The sequence below is a fragment of the Pseudomonas sp. LG1E9 genome (assembly GCF_003290225.1).
Taxonomy (GTDB): Bacteria; Pseudomonadota; Gammaproteobacteria; order Pseudomonadales; family Pseudomonadaceae; genus Aquipseudomonas; species Aquipseudomonas cyclaminis.
Genome location: NZ_CP029983.1, coordinates 155,631 through 173,365 on the forward strand (window position 1 = coordinate 155,631; position 17,735 = coordinate 173,365).

Annotated in this window: 17 protein-coding genes; 8 read left to right on the forward strand and 9 right to left on the reverse strand. The window is 59.4% G+C overall.

Annotation, left to right across the window (positions count from 1 at the left end; translation table 11 throughout):
• Positions 1-141: 141 nt before the first annotated feature.
• Positions 142-1,116, forward strand: coding sequence for a hypothetical protein (locus tag DNK50_RS00890; RefSeq protein WP_112192610.1), 975 nt, complete (start codon positions 142-144; stop codon positions 1,114-1,116).
• The gene (locus DNK50_RS00895) at positions 1,117-1,470 is read left to right on the forward strand and encodes a hypothetical protein (protein ID WP_112192611.1); all 354 of its coding nucleotides are present in this window, start codon (positions 1,117-1,119) and stop codon (positions 1,468-1,470) included.
• Between the two features lie 50 nt (positions 1,471-1,520).
• On the opposite strand, the gene fdhA is transcribed toward DNK50_RS00895, so the two are convergent.
• The 8 genes from fdhA to DNK50_RS00935 form a co-directional block, all read right to left on the reverse strand.
• Positions 1,521-2,720 (reverse strand): formaldehyde dehydrogenase, glutathione-independent, encoded by a 1,200-nt coding sequence (gene fdhA / locus DNK50_RS00900; RefSeq protein ID WP_099585732.1) that lies wholly within the window; start codon positions 2,718-2,720, stop codon positions 1,521-1,523.
• Between the two features lie 183 nt (positions 2,721-2,903).
• Positions 2,904-3,761, reverse strand: coding sequence for a formyltetrahydrofolate deformylase (gene purU / locus DNK50_RS00905; protein ID WP_016977808.1), 858 nt, complete (start codon positions 3,759-3,761; stop codon positions 2,904-2,906).
• 10 nt (positions 3,762-3,771) lie between these two features.
• Positions 3,772-4,404, reverse strand: coding sequence for a sarcosine oxidase subunit gamma (locus tag DNK50_RS00910; RefSeq protein WP_112192612.1), 633 nt, complete (start codon positions 4,402-4,404; stop codon positions 3,772-3,774).
• 122 nt (positions 4,405-4,526) lie between these two features.
• Entirely contained in the window at positions 4,527-7,544 is a 3,018-nt protein-coding gene (locus DNK50_RS00915) for a sarcosine oxidase subunit alpha (RefSeq protein ID WP_112192613.1), read from the reverse strand.
• Positions 7,541-7,843, reverse strand: a complete 303-nt coding sequence (locus tag DNK50_RS00920; RefSeq protein WP_065885450.1) for a sarcosine oxidase subunit delta — start codon at positions 7,841-7,843, stop codon at positions 7,541-7,543. The genes DNK50_RS00915 and DNK50_RS00920 overlap by 4 nt, the downstream gene beginning before the upstream one ends.
• 15 nt (positions 7,844-7,858) lie before the next feature.
• Positions 7,859-9,109, reverse strand: a complete 1,251-nt coding sequence (locus DNK50_RS00925) for a sarcosine oxidase subunit beta (protein ID WP_010207084.1) — start codon at positions 9,107-9,109, stop codon at positions 7,859-7,861.
• 22 nt (positions 9,110-9,131) lie between these two features.
• Positions 9,132-10,385 (reverse strand): serine hydroxymethyltransferase, encoded by a 1,254-nt coding sequence (gene glyA / locus DNK50_RS00930; protein ID WP_099585735.1) that lies wholly within the window; start codon positions 10,383-10,385, stop codon positions 9,132-9,134.
• A 154-nt stretch (positions 10,386-10,539) separates the two neighbouring features.
• A complete protein-coding gene (locus DNK50_RS00935; RefSeq protein ID WP_112192614.1) occupies positions 10,540-11,268 on the reverse strand; it encodes a TraX family protein in 729 nt (242 codons plus the stop codon).
• A gap of 90 nt (positions 11,269-11,358) precedes the next feature.
• Here DNK50_RS00935 and DNK50_RS00940 point away from each other — a divergent pair, with 90 nt between their 5' ends.
• Both DNK50_RS00940 and DNK50_RS00945 read left to right on the forward strand, forming a co-directional pair.
• Positions 11,359-12,399, forward strand: a complete 1,041-nt coding sequence (locus DNK50_RS00940; protein WP_099585737.1) for a low specificity L-threonine aldolase — start codon at positions 11,359-11,361, stop codon at positions 12,397-12,399.
• A 176-nt stretch (positions 12,400-12,575) separates the two neighbouring features.
• A complete protein-coding gene (locus DNK50_RS00945; protein WP_099585738.1) occupies positions 12,576-12,773 on the forward strand; it encodes a hypothetical protein in 198 nt (65 codons plus the stop codon).
• 56 nt (positions 12,774-12,829) lie between these two features.
• Here the strand turns inward: DNK50_RS00945 and gbcB are convergent, their stop codons facing one another.
• Positions 12,830-13,930 carry a glycine-betaine demethylase subunit GbcB gene (gbcB, locus tag DNK50_RS00950; protein WP_017738440.1) on the reverse strand — a complete coding sequence of 367 codons (1,101 nt, stop codon included), beginning with the start codon at positions 13,928-13,930 and terminating at the stop codon, positions 12,830-12,832.
• A gap of 282 nt (positions 13,931-14,212) precedes the next feature.
• Here gbcB and gbcA point away from each other — a divergent pair, with 282 nt between their 5' ends.
• From gbcA to DNK50_RS00970, 4 genes are all read left to right on the forward strand, one after another.
• Positions 14,213-15,508: a glycine-betaine demethylase subunit GbcA gene (gbcA, locus tag DNK50_RS00955; protein ID WP_099585739.1), complete on the forward strand. Its 1,296-nt coding sequence runs from the start codon at positions 14,213-14,215 to the stop codon at positions 15,506-15,508.
• An 860-nt stretch (positions 15,509-16,368) separates the two neighbouring features.
• The gene (locus tag DNK50_RS00960) at positions 16,369-16,863 is read left to right on the forward strand and encodes a type II secretion system protein (RefSeq protein WP_112192615.1); all 495 of its coding nucleotides are present in this window, start codon (positions 16,369-16,371) and stop codon (positions 16,861-16,863) included.
• Entirely contained in the window at positions 16,838-17,218 is a 381-nt protein-coding gene (locus DNK50_RS00965) for a type II secretion system protein (protein WP_112192616.1), read from the forward strand. Before DNK50_RS00960 ends, DNK50_RS00965 begins: the two co-directional genes overlap by 26 nt.
• Positions 17,205-17,711, forward strand: coding sequence for a type II secretion system protein (locus DNK50_RS00970; RefSeq protein WP_177411501.1), 507 nt, complete (start codon positions 17,205-17,207; stop codon positions 17,709-17,711). Before DNK50_RS00965 ends, DNK50_RS00970 begins: the two co-directional genes overlap by 14 nt.
• The last annotated feature ends 24 nt before the right edge of the window (positions 17,712-17,735 follow it).

The following is a 17,735-nucleotide window of genomic DNA, read 5'->3' on the forward strand; positions in this document are numbered from 1 at the left end:
TTCATCAGCTGATGGGATCGTAGGCATGCGCCTGGACTTAAGTAGTCCATTTCCGAAACGTTAAAACCGCCCCTGCATGCGTCTTACCTCGCTTGTAGCGCCTTCTTATAGTCGTGCGCCACAGTCATGGAGGTACACGTTATGCAGGGAGCCTATGCATTTATCAATGAACGGCCGCAGCCTTATCCGTTGCTCAAACTGAGCCTCTCGCTCAACCCCAATACCCAAACCAAGTTCGACATCCTCAACCAGCACATTCGCAACACCGTCGTGCTGCCTGGGCAATTGGTCATTATCGGTGACAGCCGAACCGCTGCTTGTACCGCTGAAGAAGCTCGCTTGATGCAATCAGCCGCTAACATCAAACATGCTTTGTTGGCACACTCCGCCACTGATCAATTCCTGATCAAAAACTACGATCAGTTACAGGCCATCATGTCCCATGCGTCTTTGGGCATCGGCAGCGTGAGCAGTGCTTGGAGCAAGCACCTGACGCACGTCGAGCAGACGCTCAAGGAAATCGATGAGTTGCATAAGCAGTACCTGAGGAGCGGTACCGTGAGTGCGAGAAATGAATTTCTGGCTAAGCGCAGGGCTTTGTTTGCGAGGCTCGACACCCAACTCTCGGGGATGGCGCGCTTAGGTACGAGGTTGAAGAATGAAGGTTCGATCAAGAAAATGCTGGGAATTTCCACTAAGAGCTATTGGCATCACGGGGAGATTCAGGGGTATGAGGAAACAGTCAAACGTGTAGCCAAGGCTTCGCAGATATTAAAGAAAGGTACTTACATTGGTCTCGCACTGGATGTGGGGTCGACGGCAATGGAGATAGCGGAGGCGTGTTCCACCGGGCGTGAGCAAGAATGTACGCAAGCGAAATACGTTGAAGGAGGAAAGTTGGTAGCTGGCGTTGGTGGCTCATACTTGGGAGCAAGACTTGGAGCCTCCATTGGCATCGGCGCCTGCATGTTAGTTTTTGGAATACCCACGGCTGGCGCCGGAGCCTTGGCATGTGGCATCGTCGGCGGTGCCGCAGGCGGACTAGGGGGGGCTGCGCTGGGAACCGGGCTTGCGCAAAGCACAGGCGATTTCATCTATAAGACTGCGAGGGATTAAATGGTCTGGTTCTACCTCGGTATTGGTTCAGTCATCCTGATGCTGTTGAGCTTTCCGCTGATCTTTTGTGCCATGTACAAAAAGCTGGATGCTGCAGAAGGCTATGTGCAATACAGTACCTACCTAGTCGTGCAAAAACATATCTTTCGTAATGCGCACTTTGACGGACGGCCCCAGCGTGTATTCGCCATGGCCACCATTATTCTCATTCCAAAGATACTTCAATGGAGACGTCTGGTACTTGTGGAGGACGTTGAAAGAATACCAAAACACCTTAGGTATTGGATGGTGATACCGACACTCACTGCCTGCATATCTTTTGCCGGCATGTTTATCAGCTGGTTTTTTATATAAGACTTATCCGTGATAAAAAAGGGCGACTCTAAGTCGCCCTTATCTAACGTTTACGCCGCACTAAACAACTTATGCGGATCAATCACAAACTTCTTCGGCACACCCGCATCGAACTCGCCGTACCCACGCGGCGCGTCATCCAGGCTGATCACCTGCACGCCAACGATCTCGGCGATGTTGATCCGGTCCCACATGATCGCCTGCATCAACTGGCGGTTGTACTTCATCACCGGCGTCTGACCCGTGTGGAAGCTGTGGGACTTGGCCCAGCCCAGGCCAAAACGAATGCTCAGGCTGCCCATTTTGGCGGCGGCGTCGACGGCGCCTGGATCTTCAGTGACGTACAGGCCAGGGATACCGATCTTGCCCGCTACACGCACCACGCCCATCAGCGAGTTGAGTACGGTGGCCGGGGCTTCGGCCTTGACGCCGTCGTGGCCGTGGCCGCGTGCTTCGAAGCCTACGGCATCGACGGCGCAGTCCACTTCGGGCTCGCCGAGCAGCGCGGCAATCTGCTCGTGCAGCGGTGTGTCGGTGGACAGGTCGGCAATTTCAAAACCCTGCGCCTTGGCGTGGGCAAGACGGATCGGGTTGACGTCGCCGATGATCACCACGGCCGCACCGAGCAAGCGTGCGGAAGCGGCAGCCGCAAGGCCCACGGGACCGGCACCGGCGATGTAGACGGAGCTGCCCGGGCCAACGCCAGCGGTCACGGCGCCGTGATAGCCGGTCGGCAAAATGTCGGAAAGGCACGTCAGGTCGCGGATTTTTTCCATGGCCTTGTCGCGGTCCGGCAGTTTCAGCAGGTTGAAGTCAGCGTACGGCACCAGCACGTATTCGGCTTGACCACCGGTCCAGTCACCCATGTCGACGTAGCCGTAGGCACCGCCCGGACGGGCCGGGTTGACGCTCAGGCATACGCCGGTGTGTTGCTCCTTGCAGGAGCGGCACAGGCCGCAGGCGACGTTGAACGGTACCGAGACCAGGTCGCCGATTTTCAGGTTTTCGACGCCTTTGCCCATTTCGATCACTTCGCCAGTGATCTCGTGACCGAGCACCAGGCCGGTCTGGGCAGTAGTGCGGCCGCGCACCATGTGTTGGTCGGAGCCGCAGATGTTGGTGGAAACCACGCGCAGGATGACGCCGTGCTCAATCTTCCTGCCACGGGGGTCCTGCATTTTGGGATAGTCGATTTTCTGTACTTCGACCTTGCCGTTGCCGAGATACACGACACCACGATTACCAGACATGCTTTCACCTCGCTGTTGTTTTTATGGAACTACGTTGCCCTTGGGGGCAGCGCGTTAAATGCTCGGGTACAGATGCTGTTTCTTGTGTTGTTTGTTGGGCCTCATCGGGGGCAAGCCCCCTCCCACATTTGAAGGTATTCACAATTCAAAAGGTGGGAGGGGGCTAGCCCCCGATGGCGTCAGTCAGAGCACCACAGTTCTATTGGCATTCAAGAACACCCGCCGCTCAATGTGATACCCCACTGCCCGCGCCAATGTCAGCCCTTCGATGTCCCGCCCCTTGGCAATCAAATCCTCGGGATAGTGGCTGTGATCCACCACTTCCACGCCTTGGGCAATGATTGGGCCTTCGTCCAGATCGTTATTGATGTAATGCGCCGTGGCGCCCACCAGTTTCACGCCCTTGTTGTACGCCTGGTGGTAAGGCTTGGCGCCCTTGAACCCTGGCAACAACGAGTGGTGAATATTGATGGCCTTGCCATCCAGCTTGCGGCACAGCTCCGGCGACAGCACTTGCATGTAGCGCGCAAGGATCACCAGTTCGGCGCCGGTATCTTCCACCACTTGCCACACTTGACGCTCCTGGGACGGTTTGTCGTTGGGGTCGAGGGGGAAATGGTAGTAGGGAATCTGATGCCAGTCGGCCAAAGGTTTCAGATCGGGGTGGTTGGACACCACCGCGACCACGTCCATCGACAGTTGGCCGATGCGCTGGCGGTACAACAGGTCATTGAGGCAGTGATCGGCCTTGGAGACCATGATCACCACTTTTGGCCGGTAGTTCGGCGCCGTCAGCTCGAAGATCATGCCAAAGGCTTCACCGCGAGTGGCCAGGCCATCGCGGAAACCCTGCTCGTCGAAGCCGTCGGGCTGGCGGAATTCCACCCGAATAAAAAATCGGCCCGAGAGGCGATCATCGAACGAATGGTGCTCGGTGACGTAGCAACCCTGCTCGAACAGGTAGCGGGTGACCGCGTCCACCGTGCCGAGCACGCTGGGGCAGTCGGCAGTCAAAATCCATGTATCAGGGGCGCGGCTCATGGGTCATTCCTCAGGCTTGAACACTCAGGCCGAATTCGGCAGAGGCGTCCTGCAGCCACAGCCACCAGTAATCCGAGAAACTGCGACGGATCAGCAGTTCCCAAGTGTCTTCAGCCGTGTGGCGGATCACCAATTGCGACTTGGCGAACACCGTGCCCACTGCCTTGCCCACCGGGAAGTTGTTGGGATGCACGTCGTAGCTGGTGGACTTCATCAGCACGTCGCGCACGTTCGGGCCGCTCAGCTCAAGAATCTGCTGGCCGCCGCTGACGTTGACGATCTGGATATGCAAATCGCCCAGCGCGGCACGCAGGTTTTGCTCGGCGGCGAATTCTTCACCGCTCGGCACGATCAGCAACCACTCATCCGGGCCGAGCCATTGCAGGCTGGTTTCACCTTTGATGATGACTTGCAGGGCGCCGGGCAGTTCGATGCCCAGGGCCTTGTGCACGCCGGCGGCGAAGGCCGCGTCATGGCCGTCGCCACGAATGGTCAGGTGACCGAGGAGTTTCTTTTCACGCACGGTCACGCCGGCGTTCTTGCGGCCCTTGCCGACCAGGCTGGCGAGGTCGGCGTGGTGCAGCGAGGATTCGGCCTTGGCGCCGTTGGTGGGGCGTTGTTGGTAGACATTGGCTGCTGTCATAAAGCACCTGTTCTGAATTCTGTTGTGAGGCTGATGGCCTCATCGGGGCAAGCCCCTCCCACAGGGGAATGCATTTCAAAATGTGGGAGGGGGCTTGCCCCCGATGCAGGCAACTCGGTCTATCAGATGTTCTGCCGATCACCCTTAGGGTCAAAGAACACCGAAGACACAATCTCCGCCTCGATCACGCTGCCATCCGCCTGCGGTGAGAACACCCGCTCACCGATGCGCTTCAAGCCGCCCTTGACCACGCCCATGGCAAACGAATAACCCAGGGAGTTGTGTGCATAACTTGAGGTGACGTGGCCGACCATCTTCATCGGGATCGTCTGCTTCGGATCGAACACCAACTGCGCGCCTTCCGGCAGCCACACGGTCGGGTCGATGGGCTTCAAGCCCACCAGTTGCTTACGCTCGTCGCGCACGCAGTCTTCACGGTTCATGCCGCGCCAGCCGATCCACGAGAACGGTTTGGTGCGGCCAACGCACCAGCCCATGTTCAGGTCGTCCGGGGTCATCGAGCCGTCGGTGTCCTGGCCGACGATGATGAAGCCCTTCTCGGCCCGCAGGACGTGCATGGTTTCGGTGCCGTACGGGGTCAGGTTGTACTTTTTGCCGGCCTCGACGATTTTTTCCAGCACGCCCATGGCGTAGTCGGCTTGCACGTTGACTTCGTACGACAGCTCACCGGTGAACGAGATACGGAACACCCGCGCTGGAACACCGCCCACCAGGCCTTCTTTCCAGGTCATGAACGGGAAGCCGTCCTTGTCCAGGTCGATGTCGGTCACTTCGCTCAGCAGCTTGCGGCTGTTGGGGCCGGACAGGGTCATGGTTGCCCAGTGGTCGGTGACCGAGGTGAAGTACACCTTGAGGTCCGGCCATTCGGTCTGTTGGTAGATTTCCAGCCACTGAAGAACGCGAGCCGCGCCGCCGGTGGTGGTGGTCATCAGGAAGTGGTTGTCGGCGATGCAGGCGGTGACGCCGTCGTCGAAGACCATGCCGTCTTCCTTGCACATCAGGCCGTAGCGCGCCTTGCCCACGTCGAGCTTGGTCCAGGCGTTGGAGTAGATGCGGTTGAGGAATTCGCGGGCATCCGGGCCTTGAATGTCGATCTTGCCGAGGGTCGACGCATCGAGCAGGCCGACGCTGTCGCGCACGGCCAGGCATTCGCGTTTGACGGCGGCGTGCAGATCTTCACCGTTACGCGGGAAGTACCATGGACGTTTCCACTGGCCGACGTCTTCAAACTCAGCGCCGTTTTTCACGTGCCAGGCTTGCAGCGCGGTGTAACGCACCGGTTCAAAGATGTGCCCACAGTGACGGCCCGCCACCGCGCCGAAAGTCACCGGCGTGTAGTTGGGACGGAACATGGTGGTGCCCATCTGCGGGATGGTCACGTTCAGCGAGCGGGCGGCGATGGCCAGGCCGTTGACGTTACCCAGCTTGCCCTGGTCGGTGCCGAAGCCCAGCGCGGTGTAGCGTTTGACGTGCTCGACCGACTCGAAACCTTCGCGGGTGGCCAGTTCGATGGCCGCAGCGGTGACGTCGTTTTGCAGGTCGACGAATTGCTTCGGCGCCCGTGCGGTAGGTTTGTCGTGCGGCACTTGGTAGATCGCCAGGGTTGGCTCTTCCAGACGGCTCAGGGCTTTTGGCAGCGTGCCTTCCACCGGAGCGAAACCGGCTTCGCTGGCCGCGCGAACGCCGCCTTCAAAACCGTCCGCCAGGGAATCACCGAGGCCGTAGACGCCGTTGATGCCACCGACACACACGCGTTTCTGCGGTGCTTCGCCCGGAACAAAACCGAGGATGTCTTCACGCCAGGTCGGCTTGCCGCCCAAGTGCGAGGCCAAGTGAACCACCGGGCTGTAGCCGCCGGAACTGGCCACCAGGTCGCAGTCCAGCCACTCGCCAGGGCTGCTGACTTTATGTGCCTTGACGTCAATCGCGGCAATCCGTGCAGCGGTCACGCGCTTGGTGCCACGGGCTTCGACCACAGCGCTGCCGGTGAGGATACGAATGCCTTTGGCGCGGGCTTCTTCCACCAGCGCGCCACGTGGGTTGTGGCGCACATCAGCCACGGCAACCACTTGCAGGCCGGCGTCGAGCCAGTCCAGCGCGACGCGGTAGGCGTGGTCGTTGTTGGTCGACAGCACCAGTTTCTTGCCCGGCGCCACACCGTAGCGACGCACGTAAGTCGAGACCGCACCGGCCAGCATGTTGCCCGGCACGTCGTTGTTGCCGTACACCAGCGGACGCTCGCACGCACCAGTCGCCAGCACGACGCGCTTGGCACGTACGCGGTGGATACGCTGACGCACCACACCAATCGGCGCACGGTCACCGAGGTGATCGGTCAGGCGCTCGTGAATGGTCAGGAAGTTATGGTCGTGGTAGCCGTTGACGGTGGCGCGGGGCAGCAGCACCACGTCCGGCAGGGCTTTCAATTCGGCGATGACGCTGGCAACCCACTCAGCAGCCGGCTTGCCGTCGAGGCTTTCACGCGAGTCCAGCAAGGACCCGCCGAACTCTTCCTGCTCATCGGCGATGATCACGCGGGCACCGCTGCGCGCAGCCGCCAGTGCAGCCGCCAGGCCGGCAGGGCCTGCGCCCACGATCAGCACGTCGCAGTGACGGTTGAAGTTGTCGTAGGTGTCCGGGTCGTTCTCGGTTGGCGAGCGGCCAAGGCCTGCTGCCTTACGGATGTACTTCTCGTAGGTCATCCAGAACGATTGCGGGTACATGAAGGTTTTGTAGTAGAAACCCGGCGGCATCAGCTTGCCGCCAACCTTGCCGAGAATGCCCATCACGTCATTGTTGACGTTCGGCCAGCCGTTGGTGCTGGTGGCGACCAGGCCCTGGTACAGCGCCTGTTGCGTGGCGCGCACGTTGGGAATTTGCGTGGCTTCGGTGGCGCCGATCTGCAGCACCGCGTTTGGCTCTTCAGCGCCCGCAGCAAAGATGCCGCGCGGACGCGAGTATTTGAAGCTGCGGCCGATGATGTCGACGCCATTGGCCAGCAGGGCTGCGGCCAGAGTGTCGCCTTCAAAGCCTTTGTAGCTCTGGCCGTTAAAGGTAAACGTCAGGACTTTATTACGGTCGATCCGGCCACCGTTGGACAGGCGATTGGTCTGGCTCATACCTTCTCTCCAGAGGCCTTGGCGGTGAATTGTGGCTTCTCACCGATCTTGTAGGTTTCAAGAATTTCGTAGGTGACGGTGTCGCGGGTGGCGTTGAAGTACTGACGGCAACCGGCGGCATGGATCCACAGCTCGTGGTGCAAGCCACGGGGGTTGTCGCGGAAGAACATGTAGTCGCCCCACTCCGCATCGGTGCAGGCATTCGGGTCCAGCGGGCGCGGGATGTGCGCTTGGCCGGAGGCGTGGAATTCCTCTTCGGAGCGCAGTTCGCCACAGTGAGGACAGAAGATATGCAACATAGGAAATTTCTCCTGTTAGTGGGCGACAGCCGCAGCGCCGTGTTCGTCGATCAACGCACCGTTGTGGAAACGGTCGATGGAGAAAGGTGCGGCCAACGGGTGCATTTCACCCTTGGCGAGGCTCGCGGCAAATACGTTGCCTGAGCCAGGCGTGGCCTTGAAGCCACCGGTGCCCCAACCGCAGTTGAAGAACATGTTCGGTACCGGCGTCTTGGAGATGATCGGGCAGGCGTCCGGCGTGGTGTCGACGATGCCGCCCCACTGACGGTTCATGCGCACCCGCGACAGCACCGGGAACATCTCGACGATGGCCTGGATGGTGTGTTCGATCACCGGGTACGAACCTCGCTGGCCGTAGCCGTTGTAGCCGTCGATACCGGCGCCGATCACCAGGTCGCCCTTGTCGGACTGGCTGATGTAGCCGTGCACGGCGTTGGACATGATCACGCTGTCGATGATCGGCTTGATCGGCTCCGACACCAACGCTTGCAGCGGGTGGGATTCGATCGGCAGGCGAAAGCCCGCGAGCGACGCCATATGACCGGAGTTACCCGCCGTCACCACACCGACGCGCTTGGCGCCGATAAAGCCTTTGTTGGTTTCCACGCCGATGCACACGCCGTTTTCCTTGCGGAAGCCGATCACTTCGGTCTGCTGGATCAAGTCCACGCCGAGTGCGTCAGCGGCGCGGGCAAAGCCCCAGGCCACGGCATCGTGACGGGCCACGCCGCCGCGCCTTTGCACGGTGGCGCCGAGTACCGGGTAGCGGGTGTTTTTCGAGCAGTCGAGGTACGGAATCTCGTCGGCTACTTGTTTGGCGTTGAGCAGTTCACCGTCCACGCCGTTGAGGCGGTTGGCGCTGACGCGACGCTCGGAATCACGGATGTCTTGCAGGGTGTGGCACAGGTTGTACACGCCACGCTGGGAGAACATCACGTTGTAGTTCAGGTCCTGGGACAGGCCTTCCCACAGTTTCATCGCGTGTTCGTACAGGTGCGCCGACTCGTCCCACAGGTAGTTGGAACGCACGATGGTGGTGTTGCGCGCGGTGTTACCGCCGCCCAGCCAGCCTTTCTCGACCACGGCCACATTGGTGATGCCGTGTTCCTTGGCCAGGTAGTACGCGGTCGCCAGACCATGCCCGCCACCGCCGACGATGACCACGTCGTAGACCTTTTTCGGGGTCGGCGTGCGCCACATCTTCTGCCAGTTTTCGTGATGGCTGAGGGAGTGCTTGAAGAGGCCGAAGCCCGAGTAGCGTTGCATAGTCATTACTCCAAAACCGCGCTCAGCGATAAACCGGGAAATCAGCGCACAGGGCAGACACGTGCTTGGCCACGTTGGCCTCGACATCGGCGTCGCCGAGGTTGTCGAGGATGTCGCAGATCCAGCCAGCCAACTCGACACACTGCGCCACTTTGAAACCACGCGTGGTCACCGCCGGGGTGCCGATGCGCAGGCCCGAGGTCACAAATGGCGACTGCGGGTCATTCGGCACGGCGTTCTTGTTGACGGTGATGTGGGCGCGACCGAGAGCGGCGTCTGCGTCTTTGCCGGTGAGGCCCTGACGGATCAGGCTGACCAGGAACAGGTGGTTATCGGTGCCGCCGGACACTACATCGTAGCCGCGTTTGATAAACACGCCGGCCATGGCCTGGGCGTTGTCGATCACTTGTTGCTGGTAGGCCTTGAAGCCAGGCTCAGCCGCTTCCTTGAAGCAAACGGCCTTGCCGGCGATCACGTGCATCAGCGGGCCACCCTGGGCGCCAGGGAATACGGCGGCGTTGAGCTTCTTCTCGATGGCTTCGTTGGCCTTGGCCAGGATCAAGCCGCCACGTGGACCGCGCAGGGTCTTGTGAGTGGTGGTGGTGACCACGTCGGCGTACGGCAGCGGGTTCGGGTACAGGCCAGCGGCGACCAGGCCGGCGACGTGGGCCATGTCGACGAACAGCAGCGCGCCGACTTTGTCAGCAATGGCACGGAAGCGCGGGAAATCCAGGGTCTTGGAGTAGGCCGAGAAACCAGCCACGATCATTTTCGGCTGGCACTCGACAGCCAGGCGCTCGACTTCGTCGTAGTCGATCAGGCCAGTGTCGGTGTTGATGCCGTACTGCACCGCGTTGTACAGCTTGCCCGAGGACGACACTTTGGCGCCGTGGGTCAAGTGACCGCCATGGGCCAGGCTCATGCCCAGGATGGTGTCGCCGGCATTGATCAGCGCCAGGTACACGGCGCTGTTGGCGGACGAACCGGAGTGTGGCTGCACGTTGGCGTAATCGGCGCCGAACAGCTGCTTGGCGCGTTCGATGGCCAGGGCTTCAACCTTGTCCACGTGCTCGCAGCCGCCGTAGTAGCGCTTGCCCGGGTAACCTTCGGCGTATTTGTTGGTGAGGCCGCTGCCTTGAGCTTCCATCACGCGCTTGCTGGTGTAGTTCTCCGACGCGATCAGCTCGATATGATCTTCCTGACGCTGCTCCTCGGCATTCATCGCCGCCAGCAGTGCATCGTCATAACCCTGGATCTGGTCTTTCTTGCTGAACATCGCGTCTCTCCCAGCCTTTCGTATTGTTGAGGCCCTCGCAGGGCCCTTTGATGCGATGGTAGGGCTGGCGCTGGTAGATCAAATGCCTACGCACGCCACGCAAAGGTGCGTTTACGACATTGCCGGAACAACACACAACAAATGTGGGAGGGGGTTAGGCGATAGTCTGGCGGACGAGTAGCAGCAGGAAGAAATGCAGGGGATAGAGGCTGTACGCCCAGCGGCGCATGGCGGGTGGTGAGGTGCTTGTGGCATGTCGTAATAAGACCAATCCGGCCAATGGCGCAATCAGGCATGCAGCCAATCCCAGCAGCGCCACCGGCGTGCCGCTGTTGAGCAGGATTTGCCACTGATTGGCGGCCACGCAGACCAATCCCGGCAACACACCGAAATACCAAGGCCGATGAAACACCAGCAGCATCGCCAATGGCAGCAATACACCAAAGAAACCGAACATTAAGTGGGATGAAAACAAAGCCGCTATCGTGACGGCGATCAGCGCCAATCCTCGATCAACCACCGCCTTCTGCTGCCATCCTCGGGCAACCAGCAACCCCAGCGCCAACGTGGGAAGAACGTTCAACGTATCGGCATCCTCGATAAACAACCGATACGGCACTTCGCTGATCACACTGAACAGCAGCAGCCATGCCAGGTAACGCCAATGGCCGGTCACCGACGCATGCCGGGTGCGATGCAGGTTCGCTGCAATCGCCAGGCAAAACCACGGGAACGCCAGGCGCCCAGGCACATACAGCCCATCCAGGCTCAAGCCGACATAGCGCAGGTGATCCAGCACCATGCACAGCAGCGCCAACCACTTGAGCAAATCCAAAGCGCCATCGCGGACACGTCCGACAGGCATCGTTTCAGTCCCGTGCATAATTCCCCAGTGACTTTGCATTTACAGAGCGTGCGCACCCGCGACAATCTTGGTTACAGTGCGCACCAACATCGACCACAGGAATGGGCCATGACCGACAAGAGCCAACAATTCGCCAGTGACAACTACTCCGGCATCTGCCCGGAAGCCTGGGCCGCCATGGAACAAGCCAACCAGGGCCATCAACGCGCCTATGGCGATGATGAATGGACCCACCGCGCCGCCGACGGTTTCCGCAATCTGTTTGAAACCGACTGCGAAGTGTTCTTCGCCTTCAACGGCACTGCCGCCAACTCACTGGCACTGTCGTCCTTGTGCCAGAGCTACCATAGCGTGATTTGCTCGGAAACGGCCCACGTCGAAACCGACGAATGCGGCGCGCCGGAGTTCTTCTCCAACGGTTCCAAGCTGCTCGTCGCCCGCACTGAAAACGGCAAGCTGACCCCGGAGTCGATCCGCGAGATCGCCCTCAAGCGTCAGGACATCCACTACCCCAAGCCGCGCGTCGTGACCCTGACCCAGGCCACCGAAGTCGGCAGCGTGTACACCCCGGAAGAAATCCGCGCCATCAGCGCCACCTGCAAAGAGCTGGGCCTGAACCTGCACATGGACGGCGCACGCTTCTCCAACGCCTGCGCATTCCTCGGCTGCTCGCCGGCCGACCTGACCTGGAAAGCCGGCGTCGACGTGCTGTGCTTTGGTGGTACCAAAAACGGCATGGCCGTGGGTGAAGCCATCCTGTTCTTCAACCACAAGCTGGCCGAAGACTTCGACTACCGCTGCAAACAGGCCGGCCAGCTCGCGTCGAAGATGCGCTTTTTGTCCGCCCCGTGGGTAGGCCTGCTGGAGAACGACGCCTGGCTCAAACACGCACGTCACGCCAACCATTGCGCACAACTGCTGAGCAGCCTGGTAGCGGATATTCCGGGGGTGGAACTGATGTTCCCGGTGCAGGCCAATGGTGTGTTCCTGCAACTCTCCGAACCGGCCATTGCGGCGCTGACGGCCAAGGGTTGGCGCTTCTACACCTTTATCGGCAAAGGTGGCGCGCGCTTCATGTGTGCGTGGGATACCGAGGAAGAGCGTGTAAGAGAATTAGCCGCGGATATTCGGAAAGTGATGGAAGCCTGAAACCACGGGCCTTCCAGCTCATTTTCAGAGACTGTTTGTACGTATTTCTGACAGTATCTATCTACCCCTTGCCTTGGTTAGGATCTCGTCACCCCGATTGAACGGACGCGTTATATCGGGGCTGACTGCCTGCCGAATTGTCGGCTGGAAAAGGAAATCCTATCGAGGGCAACACCATGGAAATTCAACGCTACACCACTGATTCGCAACTCCGGAACGACACCAACGCCACACTCGTCAGCCTGGACGATCTTCGAAAGTTGGCGAACGTCGGCGATACCATCATCGAGCCTTCACGACTCTTTACCGTGACCGGTAAAGAATTCGAAATGACAGCATCCGGGGCGTACATCATCAACCTGTTTGTGCGTTAAGCACTGACTGTGGGAGGGGGCTTGCCTTCTCCCACATTTCAGACCGGCGCTGTTAGTCAGAACTCAATGCGCACGTCCCCCTTCGGCACACTGCAGCACGACAGGATGTAACCTTCGGCTTCGTCTTCTTCGGTAATCCCACCGTTGTGCTCCATCTCCACCTCGCCACCCAGCTTCATCACCTTGCACGTCCCGCATATCCCCATGCCGCAGGCTTTCGGAATCAACAGCCCAAGCTTGGCCGCCGCTGCGTGCACGGTTTCGCCCGGCGCCACGCGAATGCTCTTGCCTGACGCAATGAATTCCACCTGATGCAGGTCCGCCAAGTCGACTTCCGGCGCGTCGGCGGCTTGTTCGGCTTGTTCCACCGCATCGGCACGGGCTTCCGGCGGCGTCGCACCGAAGGATTCCTCGTGATAGCGCGCCATGTCGAACCCAGCCACTTCCAGCAGGCGCTTGACCGCGTTCATGTACGGCGTCGGCCCGCAGCAGAACACTTCGCGCTCCAGGAAGTCGGGCACCATCAGTTCGAGCATCTTGTGGTTCAGGTAGCCGCGATAACCCGCCCAAGGCTCGCCCAGGCCGTGCTTTTCGCAGATCAGGTGCAGGCTGAAGTTGTCGATCCGCGATGCCATGTGCTCCAGCTCGCGGTGGTAAATGATGTCTTTGGGCGAGCGGGCGCTGTGGATAAAGGTCATGTCGACATTGGCGTTGGTGTCGTAGAACCAACGCGCCATGGACATCACCGGCGTGATCCCCACGCCGCCGCTGAGGTACAACACTTTCGGGCTTGGGAAATCGATGGCATTGAACAGCCCGACCGGGCCGTGCACTGCCAACTCCTGGCCTTCGTGCAACGTGTCGTGCAGCCAGTTGGAGACCTTGCCCCCCGGCACACGCTTGATGGTCACCGAGAAGCTATACGGCACCGACGGCGAGCTCGAAATGGTGTAGGAGCGCATGATCGGCTGGCCTTCGATTTCCAGCTCCAGGGTGACAAATTGCCCCGGCTTGAAAAAGAACAGGATCGGCTGGTCGGCCATGAAGCAAAAGGTGCGCACGTCCCAGGTTTCCTGGATGACTTTGACGCAACGGACGATGTGCCGACCATTGGCCCAGGTCTGGGTGGTTACTGGATTCAGGAAACTGTTGGACATGCTGATTCTCCACTGCCGATGCTCGGCTTTATGGTGGCGATTCTGCGTAACGCGAGAACCACCCATTTACCTATCTGCGACATTCACATACTTATCGCGACCAGCCCCCAACGACAGGGGGTTGCGCGTCGGGATCAGATTGGGCCATGTCGCCCATGGATAAGGATCGTCGCAACGCCGGCCCCACACTCACTCCCAACAACGACGCTTTCTTTACGCCTTGCTGCAAACCTGATTAGCCACTTATCTCGGCCACACAGAATGGCCATGAGGACACACACGATGGACGTCACCGCAACTTTAAGCTTGGGCGATCCGCTGGAACCCGCACGCAAGGCCACCGCGCAAATGCTGCAAGAGCGCGAGCGCACGTTTTCGCTGCCGCAGCCGTTTTACTCTGATGAGCGGCTGTTTGATATCGACATGCAGGAGATCTTCCAGAAAGAGTGGTTGATCGCCGGCATGACCTGCGAGATTCCCGCCAAGGGCAACTACCTGACCCTGCAAATCGGCAAGAACCCGATCATCGTGATCCGTGGCGCCGAAGGCGTGGTGCATGCGTTCCACAACGTCTGCCGCCACCGTGGCTCGCGCCTGTGCACCAGCGACAAGGGCAAGGTCGCCAAACTTGTGTGTCACTACCACCAATGGACGTACGAACTGGACGGCCGCCTGCTGTTCGCCGGTACCGAGATGGGCGCCGACTTCGACATGAAGCAGTACGGCCTCAAGCCAGTGAACGTGAAGACCGCTGGCGGCTACATCTTCATCAGCCTGGCCGAGAACCCGCCGGCCATTGATGACTTCCTGTCGACGCTGAACCATTACATGGAACCGTACGACATGGAGAACACCAAGGTGGCGATTCAGACCACTTTGTTCGAGAAGGCCAACTGGAAACTGGTGCTGGAAAACAACCGCGAGTGCTACCACTGCAATGCGTCGCACCCGGAACTGTTGAAAACCCTGCTGGAATGGGACGACGTCACCGACCCACGCGCCGACCAGGCGTTCAAGGACCACGTGGCCGCATCCGCCGCCGCCTGGGATGCCGAGAAGATCCCTTACGCCCACGCCAGCTTCGGCCTGCGTAACCGCATCGTGCGGATGCCGCTGCTCAAAGGCACCGTGTCGATGACGCTGGACGGCAAGCAGGGCTGCGCCAAGCTGATGGGCCGCATCAAGAACCCGGACCTGGGCTCGATGCGCATCCTGCACCTGCCGCATTCGTGGAACCACTGCATGGGCGACCACATCATCGTGTTCACCGTGTGGCCGATCAGCGCCCAGGAAACCATGGTCACCACCAAGTGGATCGTGCACAAGGACGCCGTCGAAGGCGTGGACTACGACGTGGATCGCATGCGCCAGGTGTGGGACGCCACCAACGACCAGGACCGTCGCCTGGCCGAAGAGAACCAGCGCGGCATCAACTCCACCGCTTACCAGCCTGGCCCGTACTCCAAGACTTACGAGTTCGGCGTGGTGAACTTTGTGGACTGGTACAGCGAACGCCTGCTGAGCAACCTGGGCGCGGCCCCGGCGCCGTATCTCAAAGGCGTGGCCGTACACGACTGATTGAGGTCACTCATAGTCGTCTTACCCCTACCGGGCGAGCGCACCGTTCGCCCCGTAGATACCGTCTTGACTCACACCGGGCAAGCGCGCGTTTCGCCACGCACCTCGCCATCGATCAAAATTCAACCAAACCTCCCACAGACCTCTCCCACCCTGCCTCCCAGCCTTTGACCAACAACTTATCCACAAAGCCACCCACAGCAATTGTGGGCAACTGCGTTGCTTGCTCAAAATTAACTGAAGAAAATCCGTGACTTATTCAACTTTACGGGTTTCACCGCACATTGATCAATTTATGATCAATAGCCTACACGCTACGGAATACATGGTTCACAGCGGTACGCAAACACCTTATCCACAGAACCGCCAACAGACTTTGGGGGCAACTCTGGCCGAGCTGTGGAAAACCATCTCAAACCTTCACAAACCGGGGCATCCATCGGTTTTTCGAAGCAAAAGACGCAAATTGATCAAAATACAACCAAACCCATGAAACCCACTGTTCATATGGCCTGCAGCCGATAGCGAACATCTTATCCACAGAACCGCCAACAGAGTTTGGGGGCAACTCGACACCGGGCGCAGACTTTATCCACATCAAAACACCTGTAAAAACCGCCACTTAGCCTGGTCATTTTTCGTACAGACCGCCACAGGCCTTGATTCCCGTGACCTGTGGACAAGCACAAACACCTTATCCACAGGCACGTGCACAGCGATTGTGGGTAACCACCGCTTATCGGCCAACTGTACAAAAAGCACTCATATTAAAAGTTCATCTACACTCACTTTTGCAGTTATATCCACTGGCCCGGGTGAGTGCAGAAGTCCTTGGCGCGATAGAGGGAGATAGACCAGTGATGTGGCAGGGTCATTCCAGCCATCACTGCGCCAAAGGTTTTACGCTGATTGAATTACTACTGACGCTGGCCTTGTTGGCCACGCTTTCGACAGTGGCTTATCCGCTGACGGCGTTGATGGGTAAACGCGACAGGGAACTCGACCTGCAACGCTCGTTGCGGGAAATACGCCGCGCGATCGATTCCTACAAAGAAGCCAGCGACGACGGTCGTATTGAAAAAAGCATCAGCGACAGCGGTTATCCACCCTCACTGCAGGTATTGGTCGAGGGGGTCACGGACAAGACCGATCTCAAGGGCAAAAAACTCTTCTTTCTGCGCCGCATTCCCCGCGACCCTCTCTGCGAATGTCCACACCTGTCGCCTGCGCAAACCTGGCAACTACGCAGCTACAAGAGCACCGCTGATAACCCACAAGAGGGAGAAGATGTATTCGACGTTTCGTCCAGCAGCACTCGGGAGAGTTTGAATGGAACGTTATACAGCCAGTGGTAATCGGGGTTTCACCCTGATCGAGTTGCTGGTGGTCATGGCGATCATCGCCACTCTCATGACCCTGGTGACGCCCCAGTATTTTCGCCAGCACACCAAGGCCCAGGAAACCGTACTGCGCCATAACTTGTCCTCCATCCGCCAGGCGCTGGACCAATACCGTGAAGACCACGGCGCCAATCCCGAGTCCCTGCAAGCCCTGGTGGAACGGCGTTATTTGCGCGAAATCCCCATGGACCCCCTGACCGGCAAGCGCGAAACCTGGCGATTGCAGCCTTCCGATGAACAAGGCCTGGGCGACGTGCGCAGCAGCGCCCCCGGCACCGCCAACGACGGGAGCACCTATGCCGACTGGTAAGCACAACCAGCATGGCTCGGTATTCATGGGCATGTTGGTGACGGTGGCCGTGGTAGCCGTGATGCTGATGGAAGCCGGCACGCTGTGGTCCAGCGTGATGCAGCGCGAGCGCGAGTTGGAATTGCTGGCGCGCGGCAATGAGATTCGCCGTGCGATCGGGCTGTATTACGCGGCCGGCAATACCTTCCCCAAGTCCCTCGAAGACCTGGTACTCGACCGCCGTCAACCGACCATCAAGCGCTACCTGCGCCGTGCCTATGCCGACCCGCTGACCGGCAGCGCCGAGTGGGGTGTCATCGCCGGCCCCGGCGACACCCTCATGGGTGTCTTCAGCAAGGCCAGCGGCACACCCTTCAAGCAAGGCAACTTTGCAGTCATCAATCAGAGTTTTACAGGACAAGGCAGTTATCAAGGGTGGGTGTTTCTGTTTGGCCCTGGGCAGAACAACCCTGCAACCCGCATCGCTCCCACGGAGGATCAACTGACCCGATGACAGTCACGCAATTGGCACACTGAT

What these genes read in the sequence shown, in the direction of transcription:
- DNK50_RS00890 (WP_112192610.1), top strand. Translation starts at nt 142, where the DNA reads ATGCAGGGAGCCTATGCATTTATCAATGAACGGCCGCAGCCTTATCCG.
- DNK50_RS00895 (WP_112192611.1), top strand. Translation starts at nt 1,117, where the DNA reads ATGGTCTGGTTCTACCTCGGTATTGGTTCAGTCATCCTGATGCTGTTG.
- fdhA (WP_099585732.1), bottom strand. Translation starts at nt 2,720, where the DNA reads ATGTCTGGTAATCGTGGTGTCGTGTATCTCGGCAACGGCAAGGTCGAA.
- purU (WP_016977808.1), bottom strand. Translation starts at nt 3,761, where the DNA reads ATGAGCCGCGCCCCTGATACATGGATTTTGACTGCCGACTGCCCCAGC.
- DNK50_RS00910 (WP_112192612.1), bottom strand. Translation starts at nt 4,404, where the DNA reads ATGACAGCAGCCAATGTCTACCAACAACGCCCCACCAACGGCGCCAAG.
- DNK50_RS00915 (WP_112192613.1), bottom strand. Translation starts at nt 7,544, where the DNA reads ATGAGCCAGACCAATCGCCTGTCCAACGGTGGCCGGATCGACCGTAAT.
- DNK50_RS00920 (WP_065885450.1), bottom strand. Translation starts at nt 7,843, where the DNA reads ATGTTGCATATCTTCTGTCCTCACTGTGGCGAACTGCGCTCCGAAGAG.
- DNK50_RS00925 (WP_010207084.1), bottom strand. Translation starts at nt 9,109, where the DNA reads ATGCAACGCTACTCGGGCTTCGGCCTCTTCAAGCACTCCCTCAGCCAT.
- glyA (WP_099585735.1), bottom strand. Translation starts at nt 10,385, where the DNA reads ATGTTCAGCAAGAAAGACCAGATCCAGGGTTATGACGATGCACTGCTG.
- DNK50_RS00935 (WP_112192614.1), bottom strand. Translation starts at nt 11,268, where the DNA reads ATGCACGGGACTGAAACGATGCCTGTCGGACGTGTCCGCGATGGCGCT.
- DNK50_RS00940 (WP_099585737.1), top strand. Translation starts at nt 11,359, where the DNA reads ATGACCGACAAGAGCCAACAATTCGCCAGTGACAACTACTCCGGCATC.
- DNK50_RS00945 (WP_099585738.1), top strand. Translation starts at nt 12,576, where the DNA reads ATGGAAATTCAACGCTACACCACTGATTCGCAACTCCGGAACGACACC.
- gbcB (WP_017738440.1), bottom strand. Translation starts at nt 13,930, where the DNA reads ATGTCCAACAGTTTCCTGAATCCAGTAACCACCCAGACCTGGGCCAAT.
- gbcA (WP_099585739.1), top strand. Translation starts at nt 14,213, where the DNA reads ATGGACGTCACCGCAACTTTAAGCTTGGGCGATCCGCTGGAACCCGCA.
- DNK50_RS00960 (WP_112192615.1), top strand. Translation starts at nt 16,369, where the DNA reads ATGTGGCAGGGTCATTCCAGCCATCACTGCGCCAAAGGTTTTACGCTG.
- DNK50_RS00965 (WP_112192616.1), top strand. Translation starts at nt 16,838, where the DNA reads ATGGAACGTTATACAGCCAGTGGTAATCGGGGTTTCACCCTGATCGAG.
- DNK50_RS00970 (WP_177411501.1), top strand. Translation starts at nt 17,205, where the DNA reads ATGCCGACTGGTAAGCACAACCAGCATGGCTCGGTATTCATGGGCATG.